Raw genomic sequence first — 12,717 nt, forward strand, 5'->3', positions numbered from 1 at the left:
TGATGTGGTTGCCACTTCCACTGCTCCTATCTGAGCTCCGGGACGTCCCAGAGGTTGAGCGTTGTTCCGATGTCTTTCTCCACCGCGTTGTCATAGACGTCAGAGGCCCAGGCGACGTCCTCGACCGGCATACCACCGATCGAGTAGCAGAAGATCTGCTCGTCATCGGTGCGGCCCGGTGCACGTCCAGCGGCGATGTCGCCGATGTTCGTGAGACGGTCACCGTCGAGGGAGCCGTCCTTGTACATGTCCCACCAACGGTTGCCTGGGATACCGAGGAGCTGCTCGTAGGTCACGTCAGGACCGTTCTCCTCGTACCACTCAGCGTAGAGGCCGGTGTAGTCGACGACGAGGTTCGCCCGATCGCTCCGGATGAAGTCGTCATCCAACCTCGCGGCCGCCGGCATCAGCAGCAGAGCCCCGGGCTTGAGCCACTCCGTGGCGAAGTAGGGGAATCCCTCGGGTCCCTCAGGCGACGTCGATGTTCCGGCGATGAGGATGTCACTTCCTTCGACAGCCTCCTGTTCACTGTCGACGACCCGGACCTCGTCCAGCTGGGGGTGGTGGTCGCGGAACCACTGGGCGGCCCGTTCCGTGGACGCCGTCGACCTGCCCTTGATTTTCAGTCGGCGGATCGACGGACGCTGGCTCACGGCCGCTGAAAAAATCGTGCGGCTCATGACACCGGGGCCGATGATGCCGACGCTCTCCGCATCCTGGACAGCCAGGTGTTTGACTCCGACGCCGGGGACGGATCCGGTACGGTACGCCGAGAGCAGGTTGGCGGACATCACCGCACGTGGTGCGCCGGTGACGGCGTCGTTGAGGATGAACAGGTGGATCGACCTGGGCAGGTCGTGGTCGCGGTTCTCGGTGTTGGACCCGTACCATTTCACTCCCGACGCACGGAAACGCCCGCCGAGGTAGGCCGGCATCGCCATGAAGCGACGATCCGGCCCGTCGGCGGGCATTCCGTCATGACCGGGTTTCTCGGGGAAGTTGACCTGTGCACCGTGGGAGTTGGCCGACTGCCCGGCCATACGGTAGTCACCGTCGGCCAGGAGAATCAGTGTCTCCTCCATGGTGTCGACGCATGCTGCGACGTCGGTGACGCCGGCGTCGATCATCTCCTGCTCGTTGAGGTAGCGAAAATCGATACGGGTTTCTGCCATGCCGACCTTTCTCATGTTTTATGCGATTTCTGTCAGGAAACCACGGTACATGAGTCCCGTCGACAGGCCCGGCCGCCCTCCCCGAGCCCGGGGGTGACGGTACGTCTCAGGTTCTACCCGTTCTTGAGTTCGGTGTAGATCTCCTTGACCCGGTCGCGCAGGTTCTCGTCGACCCTGCCCCAGTAGGTCCAGCACTGCCCTTCGACCTGCTCCGACACACCCTGCATGGCACGGGCGATATTGCCTGCCAGACGCTCACGGGCCGCATCGTCCAGGACCTCGCGCACCAGGTTCCCGGGCTGGATGAAGTCATCGTCCTCCGCATGCCGGACGTAGGCACCGCGGGTCAGATCACCGCCGTAGTTGTTGTCGAAGAGACCGAGTTCATCAGCGGGTCCCGTGGCGGACTCCTGTCCACGTCCGAATCCGTAGGTGGATTCACCGGGCTCCACGCCCTTCTCGACAGCACCGGAACCGTCGGAGACGTCCGCGATGCCTTCGCCACGCTCGAACCGGTTCGGTGAGTACACCGGGGTACCGTCGGCAGGGAACTCGTAGGCTGCCGCGCCGTCCTTCATGGTGTAGAAGTTCCGCTCCTCCACCACAGGCCGGTTGACGGGGAGCTGCGGGTAGTTCGCGCCCAGGCGGTAGCGCTGGGTGTCTGCGTAGGCGAAGGCACGGGCCATCAGCATCTTGTCCGGGGAGAACCCCACACCGGGAACGATATTGGACGGGGCGAACGCGGCCTGTTCGATCTGCGCGAAGAAGTTCTGCGGGTTCGCGTTGAGGGTGAAGTGACCCACGTCGATCAGCGGGTAGTCCTTCTGCGACCAGGTCTTGGTGAGGTCGAAGGGGTTGAAGCGGTATCCCTCGGCCTCGTCGAGAGGCATGATCTGCACCTTGACGTCCCAGGTCGGGTAGTCACCCCGCTCGATGGCCTCGTAGAGATCGGAACGGGAGTGGTCGAAGTCGCCGGAGCCGACAAGTTCACCGGCTTCGTCGTCGGTGAAGAAGTCCCAGCCCTGACGGGTCTTGAAGTGGTACTTCACCCAGAAACGCTCACCGTCGGCGTTGATCCACTGGTAGGTGTGCGAGCTGAAGCCGTCCATGTGGCGGAAGTCCTTGGGGATTCCGCGGTCGCCCATGAGGTAGGTGACCTGGTGGGCCGACTCCGGGCTGCGGGTCCAGAAGTCCCACTGCATGTCAGCGCTGCGCAGGCCGTTGGTCAGCCGCTTCTGGGAGCGGATGAAGTCCGGGAACTTCATGCCGTCGCGGACGAAGAACACCGGGGTGTTGTTGCCCACGATGTCGTAGTTTCCGTCCTGCGTGTAGAACTTCAGCGAGAACCCGCGGACGTCGCGGACGGTGTCCGGGAATCCCTGCTCACCTGCCACGGTGGAGAACCGGGCGAGCATCGGGGTCACGCGCCCCTTCTGGAAGAGGTCGGCACGGGTGTACTGCGAGACGTCCTCGGTGACGGTGAGTTCACCGAAGGCGCCGGAGCCCTTGGCGTGGACGTTGCGCTCGGGGATGCGCTCACGGTTGAAGTGGGCGTGCTTCTCGACGAGGTGGACGTCCGTCAGGGCGATCGGGCCCTGTTCGCCGACAGTGACCGAGTGCTCCTCGGTGGTGACGGGCGAACCGTTGGCGTTGGTGGAATGCCCGGAGTAGGGGCAGACGCCGCGGTTGGCGATGTCCTCAGAGCTGGGGGAGCTGCCCGCTCCGGTAGTGCGGTTTTCGTCGGTGCTCATGTGTAAACCCTCCTGGAGGCTGCCGTGTAGTGCACGGATCGCGCACATGTCAGTCGTGGATGACGGCGGGCGCACGGCGGTCGTGATCGTCAGTCACGGAGGCGCTGTGCCGTCAATTCCCGTTATACACGTCAATCTTCAGGTTCGCACTATCAATTTTCCGATATTGAATGGTTACAGCTATTTGTAGCCGATCTGCGATAGTAATAGCGACAGAATCAATGGTCATCAGGGGTCATCAGGGGTCACAGGGGTCACAGGGCCCCGTCCACGGTGCTAGACTTCAGAACCGTGCGAAGAAGATCCCCGCAGTCGGCGCGCGACGGCGGCCGTGCGGATGACACGGCGGACAAGGCCGTCACCGACCTCGCCCTGCGTGCAGCCGGCGGCGACCGGAAAGCCCTCAACGACTTCATCGAGGCCACCCACGGTGATGTCTGGCGTCTCCTCGCCCATCTCGCCGACGCTGACCGTGCGGACGACCTCACCCAGGAGACCTACCTCCGGGCACTCAGCGGACTCCCCCGGTTCGCTGCCCGGTCGTCAGCGCGGACGTGGATCCTCGCACTCGCACGCCACACCTGGGTCGACAGCGTACGCCACGACATGGCCCGGCCACGGAAGTCCGCCGAGCAGTGGGAGGACGCGACCGAACTCACCACGTCCCCGGACACCACGGGTGGACAGACCTGGGCGGAGCTGGTCGACGCCCGCGCCATGCTCGATGACCTTGCCCCGGACCGGCGGGAGGCGCTGATCCTCACCCAGATCCTCGGCCACACCTACGCCGAGGCAGCCGACATCTGCGGCGTGAGGGTGGGCACGATCCGCTCCCGGGTCGCGCGGGCACGGGCGGACCTGCTCGAAGCCTCAGGACGTGGCCGCCTGCAGAACGACACTGGGGACACTCAGGACACTCAGGACACAGACTCCGGACCGGCCCTACACTGGGGTCCGTGACCCACCGCTACCACCAACACCTCCCCTTTCCCCGCCAGGATGTCTGGGACTGGCACACCCGTCCCGGCGCGGTGACGCGCCTGACGCCCGGGTTCTCACTGCTCAGTGTCGCCGCTGAGGCATCCTCGCTGAAGGACGGCACCACCGTGCTCTCCCTCCCCGGCAGGATCCCGGGGCTGCGGGAGTGGCAGGCCCGGCACCAGTCTGATGACTTTGTCGACGGGCACCTCTTCGTCGATGAGTGTGTCAACTTTCCGCTCCGGCAGCTCATCCACTGGAGACACACCCACTCCTTCCGTGACGACGACACTGCCACCACCCGCGGCGCAGTGCTCACCGACGCGGTGGAGGGTACCGCACCGGCGGCGCTTCTCGACCGGGTCTTCCATTACCGTCACCGTCAGCTCGCCGCCGATCTGGACCACAGGGCACGGGTGGGGGACGCATCGGCCACGGGCCACCACACTGTCGCCGTGACAGGAGCAACCGGGCTTGTCGGGACCCGTCTCGTCGCTCTTCTCCGGTCGCTGGGACACACGGTCGTGCCGCTGTCACGCTCCCGTCTCCCCCACGAACCGGACTCCCGGGTATGGAACCCTGACGACCCCTCACCGGATCTTCTCGTCGGCGTGGACACAGTCGTCCACCTCGCTGGCGCGGGCATAGCGGGACGCTTCACAGAGAAACACAAGGCAGCGGTCCGCGACTCCCGCATCGGTCCGACCCGACGGCTCGCCGAACTCGCGGCTGCCACCGAAGGTGTCCGGACGTTCATCTGTGCGTCCGCAGTCGGCTTCTACGGACACCGTCGTGCAGGACGGGTCAACGAACGCGCCGGTGCCGGTGAAGGGTTCCTCGCGGACGTCGTCTCCGAGTGGGAGGACGCCTGCGGACCCGCCGCCAACGCCGACCGCCGCGTGGTGAACGTGCGCACCGGTCTGGTCATGGCCGGTGGGTCACCGCTGCTCACCGCGCTGGGGGCCTCGAGTCGTCTCGGAGGCGGAGTCCTGGGCTCAGGGCGCCAGCACTTCCCCTGGATCTCGGTGGACGACCTGGTGGACGTCTATGTGCGGGCCGTGCTGGACGACGGGATGACGGGGCCGGTCAACGCAGTCGGCCCCCAGATGATCACCAATGCCGAGTTCACCGCTGCCCTCGCGGAGCTGCAGCGCATCCGGGTACCACTGAGTCTTCCGGTTCCCGCCGCCGCCCCGGCACTGCTCCTCGGGGTCCAGGGCGCCGAAGAGCTCGCCCTGGCGGACCAGAACGTCGCCCCCTCCGTCCTCGAAACACTCGGCCACACCTTCCGCCACCCCACCCTGCGTGCCGCCCTGGTCCACGAGTTGGGGCTCCCCGACGAGTAGGATCAGGGGCATGGCTGAGTCTGGCATGTCTGGCACCACCGCCCGCAGGGCACTGCTCGTCCTCTCTTTCGGAGGACCGGAGAAGGAAGAGGATGTGGTTCCCTTCCTCGAGAACGTCACCCGGGGGCGGGGCATCCCCCGGGAGAGACTCGTCGAGGTCGGCGAGCACTACTACCGCTTCGGGGGTAAGAGCCCCATCAACGACCAGAACCTCGAGATCATCGACCATCTCCGCACCGAGATCGAGTCACGTGGACTGGACCTCCCGGTGTACTTCGGCAACCGCAACTGGGAACCGTATGTCGAGGACACCACGAAGCAGATGGTGGCCGACGGCATCACGGAGGTCATCGTCTTCGCCACGTCGGCCTGGGGCGGTTACTCCGGGGACATCCAGTACCGCGAGGACATCGAGCGGGCTATGCAGTCCTGTCGAGACGCCGGCATCACCCCGCCGTCGATGACGAAGATCCGCCCCTTCCACGATCATCCGTTGTTCCTGTCGACGTTCGCCCGGCTCGTGGACGAGGCACGGCAGTCACTTCCCGCCGAACAGCAGGACGACGCGCGTCTCCTGTTCACGGCCCACTCCGTACCCCTGTCCGCCGACGAGGCGTCCTCTGTCGACGCCACCCACCGCTACTCAGGTCAGGTCCTGACCGCGGCCCGGGAGATCCGCGCATTGAGCAGTTTCGCCTCCGACGGCGACGACGGAACCGATGTCGAACTGGTGTGGCAGTCCCGGTCGGGCCCCCCGCACATCCCCTGGCTCGAGCCGGACATCTGCGACCACCTGGAAGCCACCGTCGGCGGAGAGGACGGTGACGCCCGCCCCATCGTGCTGGTTCCCGTCGGTTTCATCTCGGACCACATGGAGGTGATGTGGGACCTCGACAATGAAGCTGCGGACACCGCGGCAGACCTGGGGGTCACGATGGTCCGCGCTGCCACGCCCGGCCCGACCCCGGAGTTCACTGAACTGGTGCTCGACCTGGTGGACCAGGTGTCAGGCGTGGCTGTCTCCACGACCGCCCGTCAGCGTTCCTGACCCTCCTGGCCCTCCTGGCCCTTGCCCCGGTGTTCCTCCACGGTCTCCTCCCAGAACTCCTCGGAATCGAAGTCCTCGGCTGAGAATTCGCTCTCGTCGTCACTGTCCAGTTCCTGGACCACGTCCTCGGTGACGTCATCCCGCAGCTGCCCCACGGTGACGCTGGATTCCTTGAACGACTTCTGGAGCGTCGCCCAGTCCTTACGGGTGAACTTCCCCCTCGGGTCGACGAGGCGGAGAATCAGCGTACGGATCCGGTCGCGACGCAGGACCTCCTTGCCGATGCGCTTGCGCCCGTTCGCCACCCACGTCCCCAGCAGCACGGCGACCAGCGCGATACCGAGCCAGCCGAGGATCGGGAACACCTTGTTGACCAGCAGGGCGAAGTCGAAGAAGCTGAGGCCGAAGGCGGCGAGCGTCAGCACGATGAACACCGGACGGTACCCCGTCGCACGGTTCACCGTCAGCCGCTTGCCCAGGGAGTACAACACGCCGAGCGTGGTGCTGAAGATCATCAGGTACGTCGCGATGGACGCCACGATGCCGATACCGGGGTTCATCTGGTTGATCAGCTCGAGGGTGGGCAGGTCCTTGTCTGCGACATCCGTAATCCGGAACAGCAGCGCGACGGTGATGAGGACCAGGATGCCGGCAAAGAGGCTGCCGCCGAGGAATCCGCCCCATCCGGCGGTCTTGGTGTTCCAGTGGCTTCCACCGATGAGAATCGCCATGGAGATACCGCTGAACATCGCCAGGCCGACGTAGTTCAGCGTCGACAGGAACCAGCCGGGCAACGGGGAGGACACGTTGGCGATCGCGAAGTCACTCACTGCCTGCAGCGACTCCGGTGGGTTCGTCAGCGCGTAGATTCCGGCAGCGACCAACAGGAGGATCATCACCGGTGTGATCAACGCGATGACGTTGGTGACACGGTCGACGTCGAGCATCCCGGTGACCAGGACGAGAACCGCCATCAGGGCCGAACCGACCCAGAGGGGCAGACCGAACTGCTGGTTGAGGTTGGACCCTGCCCCGGCCATCATCACGAAACCGATGCAGAACTGGGCTGCGGACAGCGAATAGTCCAGGAACACCGCGACCGGTTTCGAGGTGACCCCGGTGAAGACCTTTTCGTGGGACTGCGCCCGGAAGTAACTCCCGTACTGCAGAATCACCATCGCGGTGACCGGCATGAGCACCACCACCACGGCCGCGCCCGCGATCCCCCAGAATCCGTAGGACGCGTAGTACTGCAGTAGTTCCTGACCTGACGCGAAACCTGCGCCCACTGTCACCCCGAAGTAGGCGAGGGCGATGACCAGTGCTTTCTTCACCAGAGCTCTCCTGTTCCAGCGCCGGGGCGCTGGCTACAGGAGCCTGGCCGACAGCTCGGCGATGTGCTGGAGCCTGTGCGCCCCAGGTTTGGCGTCCCGACACTTCATGAAATCTGTGATCACAAATAGTCGATGACCGAAACAGTAGCACGGATCACATTAGCCGGTGAATGGTGTACGTCAGGCGTTCACCGGTGTGAGGGCGTCCGAGATCGCGGCGACACGCTTACCCTGGAACTTCGCGAGTGCCAGGACGTGCTCGTCCGGGGCCCCGTTCCCGGTGACAGCGCTGACACCGTAGGGGTTCCCGCCGGCCGCGTGCGACAGCGGGTAGTCCACGTAGCCGGTCGGGACAATGGTCGCACCCCAGTGGAAGAGGGTGTGGTGAAGCGACAGCAGGGTCGCTTCCTGGCCCCCGTGCTCCTCAGTCGTCGTGGTGAAGACAGACGCCGGTTTACCGGCGAGTTCCCCGGCCGCCCACGGCCCGCTGGTCGTGTCGATGAACTGCTTGAGCTGCGAGGCAGGCTGACCGAAACGGGTCGGGGACCCCAGGATGAACCCGTCCGCCCACACGAGGTCGTCCGGGGTGGCGACCTCGACGTCGCTGGTCGCGGCGAGGTGCTCAGCCCAGGCGGGGTTGTTGTTGATGACCTGCTCCGGGGCGAGCTCGCCGGCACGACGCAGCCGAACCTCCGCACCCGCTTCCTCAGCGCCCTCGACGAAGGCCTTCGCGATGGAGTAGGTGAATCCGGTGGACGAGTAGTAGATCACTGCGATGCGTGACATGATGTTTCTCCTTCTGATGGTTCGTGTTGTTGTTCAGGCGTGCCGTGAGCCGCCGTCGACGTGGATCGTCTCACCCGAGACGTAGTCGGCCGCCAGCAACCACACGGCGGCGTCGGCGATGTCGTCAGTGGTGCCGACCCGGCCTGCGAGACTTCCCGCTGCCGCGCCGTCGTACATGCCGGTGCGGGCCTGCTCGTCAAGGCCGTCCCACGTGCCGGAGTCGGTGATTCCCGGCGAGATGGCGTTGACCCGCAACGGGGCCAGTTCGTGCGCGAGCTGGCTGGCGATGAAGGACACCGCCCCGTTGGTCACGCCCATCACGGTCAGGCCTGCCGACGGGTTCCACGCGGCTGTCCCCGAGAACAGCAGGAAAGACCCGGTCGACGGCATCCGCGGAGCGAAGTGTTTGGCGAGGAGCATCGGACCGATGATCTTCGCCTCGACGGCGTTGAGGATGCCGTCGTGTTCCAGGTCGGCGACCGGAACGTTGTGGTGCGCGGACGCGGTGATGACGACGTGGTCCACCTCGCCGAGTGACTGGGCGGCGGCGAGGATGGACGGCTCGTCGGCCACGTCCAGGTGGATCGCCGAATGGTCCTGGGCGTGGTCACCACCGAGTTCAGCGACGACGGACCAGGCCAACTTCTCGTCGCGCGCACCGAGCACCACGACGGCACCTTCGTCCGCAGCTGCCCGGGCGACGGACGTGCCGAGGTACTTCGCGCCACCGATGACGAGGACGCGCTTCCCGTGAAGTCGTGTACCCATTACTCTCCTCCTTCTCCGGTGGTTCCTGTGGCACCGGCCCGTTGTCCGAGGAGCTCCCGGACCCTCGGCGCCACCTCCGTTCCGTACAGTTCAATGGACCTCAGCGACTGTTCGTGGGGCATGTGGCCGCTGGAGTACTTCAACGAGAACCGCGACGCACCGAGCGTGGTCAGTGTGTCGGCGATCCGCGGTGCGACGGTCTCCGGTGAGCCGACCATCAGCGCACCCCGGGTGGCGTCCCGGTCGAACTGTGCCCGGCTGTAGCCGGTACCGCCGCGTCCCTTGGAGAACTTCTCCATCGCCTCGGCGAAGTAGGGGAAGAACTCGTCGCGGGCCTGTTCGTCCGTCTCCGCGATGTAGCCGGGCGAGTGGACCCCCAACGGCTGCGGGGCGTGTCCGAACTCCGCGAGGGCACGCCGGTGCAGGTCGGCGAACTGCGCGAAGCGGGCCGGCTGGCCTCCCACGATCGCCAGTATGACGGGCATGCCGTAGCGCGCGGCTCGCACGACCGACTGCGGAGTGCCGCCCACGGCCACCCAGGCCGGCAACGGGGACTCCGGAGCGGGATGCACCAGCTGGTTCTCCAGCGGGGCACGGGTGGTGCCCTGCCAGGTGACCGGCTCACCGGTGATCAGCCTGCTGAACAGGTCGAGACGGTCGTCGAAGAGTTCCTCGTACTGGTCCAGGGAGTAGCCGAACAGCGGGAACGACTCGATGTAGGAACCGCGCCCGACGATGATCTCGGCACGCCCTGAAGTGAGTCCCTGCAGCGCGGAGAACCGTTCGTACACCCGCACCGGGTCATCGGAGCTCAGCACGGTGACCGCGCTGGTCAGGTGAATGTTATCGGTCTTCGCACCGATGGCGGACAGCACCATTTCCGGTGACGACACAGCGTAGTCGGCGCGGTGGTGTTCACCGATACCGAAGAAGTCCAGGCCGACCCGGTCAGCCAGCACCGCCTCGTCGACGATGGCGCGCAGTGTCTGTGCCGGTGTCAGGACGATGCCGCTCTCCAGGGAGGACACGTCTCCGAAGGTGTCCACCCCGATCTCGACGGCGGTGGGGTTCTCAGGTGTGCTCATCTAGGACACCGTCACTTTCACGCGGGAGTTGGCGACCGCGTCGACGACAGCGTCCACGGTCTCCTCGAGACGACCCGCGACGCCCTCCGGTGCGCTGTGCAGGAGGTGGGACGAGACCAGGGGCGAGCCGGCGAACTCGAAGATGCCGTGTTCGACACCGGTGCGCATCGCGTCGCGGTAGCCGTGCTTGTCGTAGGTTTCCGGCGAGCTGCCGCCGACACGGACGAGGTGGACGTCCCGGTCCGCCAGACCGGTGGCGTCCTCGGTGCCGAAAGCCCACCCGAAGGTCAGGACGCGGTCGAACCATCCCTTCATCAGACCTGGCATGGCCCACCAGTAGACCGGGTGGACGATGACGACGGCGTCGGCGCGTTCCACGCGCTCCTGCTCACGTACAACGTCGGCGGGTGGGGTACCGATCCCCCGGACGACGTCGAGATCGGCGCTGCTCTGACGGGAATCGAATCCCTCAGCGGCGATATCGGCGATTTCAGTCGTCCATCCCTGCTGGTCGAGCCGGTCGGTGACCTGCCGCGCGACCGATGCGGTCAGGGAGTCGGTTTCCGGGTGGGCGAAGAGAACGAGGGCATGCATCTGCTGCACCTTTCGGTTAGACTGCGGTGTATTCACGGAGTTACGAACTGTAACTTACTGTTCGTAACTTAGCGCATCGTTGAAAGGTTCGCAATGCCCCCTGCCACAACCGGCTCCCGCCGCCGGATGTCCTACGACGACCGTCATGCCCAACTGCTGGAGGCCGCACGTGATTTCCTGGGCCGCGAAGGAGTCGACGCACTGACCCCTGCCCGCCTCGCCGAGCACGCGGGCGTGACGAAACCGTTGGTCTACCAGCACTTCGGAACGAAGGCCGGCATCCTGGTGGAGCTGTACCGGGAGTTCAAGGGCCGCACCTACGACAAGCTGGACGCGGCGGCGGATGCTGCCGCCGCCGAGGGGTCGGCCGCGACCCTGGCATCGACGGCGCAGGTCGTCGCGGACTCCTACCTGGACTGCGTGGACGAGGAGAGCGCCGCCCTCCCGGGAGTCAGCGGTGCGTTGTCGGGTTCGGCGGAGCTGGAACAGCTGCGGCAGGAGGCGGACGTGGCCTTCAGCGCGCGGTGCAGGGCGGCGCTGCTGCCTTTCGCCACGACGGGGGACGTCACCGAAGCCGCGATGCAGGCGATCCTCGGGGCGGCGGACGGTATCGCCCGCGCCTATATCCTCGGGACGGTGTCCCTGGAGGACGGCAGGACGACGCTGGCCCGGGTGGTCGCCGCGGTCGTGTGAGATGACACGCCACGCAAACCACAGGGGCGGTTTACGAGTCTGGCCGCGCCGAGTCGGGCAACTCGGCGCGGCCAGACTCGCAAACCGCCCCACATCCGGGACGTCGGGGAGCTACAGCAGCAGCTCGGCGATCTGGATGGTGTTCAGGGCCGCGCCCTTACGCAGGTTGTCTCCGGAGACGACGAGCACGAGGCCACGGCCGTCCTCCACCGACTGGTCCTGGCGGATACGGCCCACGAGCGACGGATCCACACCGGCCGCCGCCAGCGGAGTCGGGACATCGGAGAGCTGGACGCCCGGGGTCCCGGACAGGATCTCCTCGGCCTGAGCCGGTGTGATCGCGGTGTCGAACTCCGCGTGCACCGTCATGGTGTGGCCGGTGAACACCGGCACACGCACGCACGTACCGGCCACCGGCAGATCAGGAAGGTGCAGGATCTTGCGCGACTCATTGCGCAGCTTCTGCTCTTCGTCGGTCTCCCCGGAGCCGTCGTCGACGATACTTCCCGCCATCGGCAGCGCGTTGAACGCGATCGGGGCGACATACGGGCCGAAGTCGTCGACCTGCAGGGCCGAGCCGTCGGTCGCGAGGTTCTCCAGGACCTCCAGATTCGCTCGGACCTGGTCCGCCAGTGCCTTCACACCGGCCAGGCCGGAACCGGAGACAGCCTGGTAGCTGGACACATGCAGGCGCTTCAGACCTGCCTCGCCGTGCAGTGCCCCGAGCACCGGCATGGCCGCCATGGTGGTGCAGTTCGGGTTGGCGATGATGCCCTTGGGCACGTCCTTCGCGTCCTCCGGGTTCACCTCGGAGACGATCAGCGGGACGTCCGGGTCCTTGCGCCACGCCGACGAGTTGTCGACCACGGTTGCGCCGGCCTCGACGAAACGGGGGGCCTGTGCCTTGGACGTGGCACCGCCGGCGGAGAACAGGGCGACGTCGATGCCGCGCAGGTCCTCGGTGGAGGTCGCCTCGACGTCCTCGACGACGACGGTGCCGCCGTTGAACTCGATACCGGTGCCGGCGGAACGTGCCGAAGCGAAAAACCGCACCGTGTCGATCTTCTCGAGGACAGAAGGACGGTGTTCGAGGATGTCACGCATCACGCGGCCGACCTGGCCGGTGGCGCCGACGATGGCGAGGGTGGTCATGACTGGTGTC

General features: G+C 66.0%; 12 protein-coding genes. 4 read left to right on the top strand and 8 right to left on the bottom strand.

All coding sequences use genetic code 11. From position 1 onward, the window contains the following. Positions 1–26 precede the first annotated feature (26 nt). Positions 27–1,172: a tyramine oxidase subunit B gene (locus FS507_RS03230; protein WP_260853134.1), complete on the bottom strand. Its 1,146-nt coding sequence runs from the start codon at positions 1,170–1,172 to the stop codon at positions 27–29. A 113-nt stretch (positions 1,173–1,285) separates the two neighbouring features. After that, complete coding sequence (locus FS507_RS03235; protein ID WP_145941375.1) at positions 1,286–2,923, bottom strand: catalase; 1,638 nt, start codon at positions 2,921–2,923, stop codon at positions 1,286–1,288. A gap of 291 nt (positions 2,924–3,214) precedes the next feature. Between FS507_RS03235 and FS507_RS03240 the strand changes: the two genes are divergently transcribed. From FS507_RS03240 to FS507_RS03250, 3 genes are read left to right on the top strand one after another with little or no spacing between them, the layout of a single operon-like run. Beyond that, on the top strand, positions 3,215–3,883 hold the full coding sequence (locus tag FS507_RS03240; protein ID WP_145941376.1) for an RNA polymerase sigma factor: 669 nt from the start codon (positions 3,215–3,217) through the stop codon (positions 3,881–3,883). Next, a complete protein-coding gene (locus FS507_RS03245; protein WP_145941377.1) occupies positions 3,880–5,247 on the top strand; it encodes a TIGR01777 family oxidoreductase in 1,368 nt (455 codons plus the stop codon). Before FS507_RS03240 ends, FS507_RS03245 begins: the two co-directional genes overlap by 4 nt. A 10-nt stretch (positions 5,248–5,257) precedes the next feature. Further along, positions 5,258–6,295 (top strand): ferrochelatase, encoded by a 1,038-nt coding sequence (locus tag FS507_RS03250; RefSeq protein ID WP_260853135.1) that lies wholly within the window; start codon positions 5,258–5,260, stop codon positions 6,293–6,295. Here FS507_RS03250 and FS507_RS03255 read toward each other — a convergent pair. The 5 genes from FS507_RS03255 to FS507_RS03275 all read right to left on the bottom strand — a co-directional run bounded on the left by FS507_RS03255 (position 6,283) and on the right by FS507_RS03275 (position 10,862). Next, the gene (locus tag FS507_RS03255) at positions 6,283–7,629 is read right to left on the bottom strand and encodes a YkvI family membrane protein (protein ID WP_145941378.1); all 1,347 of its coding nucleotides are present in this window, start codon (positions 7,627–7,629) and stop codon (positions 6,283–6,285) included. The genes FS507_RS03250 and FS507_RS03255 overlap by 13 nt on opposite strands. 180 nt (positions 7,630–7,809) lie before the next feature. Next, positions 7,810–8,415, bottom strand: coding sequence for an NAD(P)H:quinone oxidoreductase (gene wrbA, locus FS507_RS03260; RefSeq protein WP_222121381.1), 606 nt, complete (start codon positions 8,413–8,415; stop codon positions 7,810–7,812). 33 nt (positions 8,416–8,448) lie between these two features. Beyond that, a complete protein-coding gene (locus FS507_RS03265) occupies positions 8,449–9,183 on the bottom strand; it encodes an SDR family oxidoreductase (RefSeq protein WP_145941380.1) in 735 nt (244 codons plus the stop codon). After that, positions 9,183–10,268: an LLM class flavin-dependent oxidoreductase gene (locus FS507_RS03270; protein WP_145941381.1), complete on the bottom strand. Its 1,086-nt coding sequence runs from the start codon at positions 10,266–10,268 to the stop codon at positions 9,183–9,185. The genes FS507_RS03265 and FS507_RS03270 overlap by 1 nt, the downstream gene beginning before the upstream one ends. Next, positions 10,269–10,862, bottom strand: coding sequence for an NAD(P)H-dependent oxidoreductase (locus tag FS507_RS03275; protein ID WP_222121382.1), 594 nt, complete (start codon positions 10,860–10,862; stop codon positions 10,269–10,271). It lies immediately after the preceding gene. Positions 10,863–10,955: 93 nt separating this feature from the next. On the opposite strand from FS507_RS03275, the gene FS507_RS03280 reads away from it, so the two are divergent. Further along, positions 10,956–11,555 (top strand): TetR/AcrR family transcriptional regulator, encoded by a 600-nt coding sequence (locus FS507_RS03280; RefSeq protein ID WP_145941382.1) that lies wholly within the window; start codon positions 10,956–10,958, stop codon positions 11,553–11,555. A gap of 111 nt (positions 11,556–11,666) precedes the next feature. On the opposite strand, the gene FS507_RS03285 is transcribed toward FS507_RS03280, so the two are convergent. Further along, a complete protein-coding gene (locus FS507_RS03285) occupies positions 11,667–12,707 on the bottom strand; it encodes an aspartate-semialdehyde dehydrogenase (RefSeq protein ID WP_145941383.1) in 1,041 nt (346 codons plus the stop codon). Positions 12,708–12,717 lie beyond the last annotated feature (10 nt).

The organism is Corynebacterium glyciniphilum AJ 3170, from assembly GCF_007673095.1.
Lineage (GTDB): Bacteria > Actinomycetota > Actinomycetes > Mycobacteriales > Mycobacteriaceae > Corynebacterium.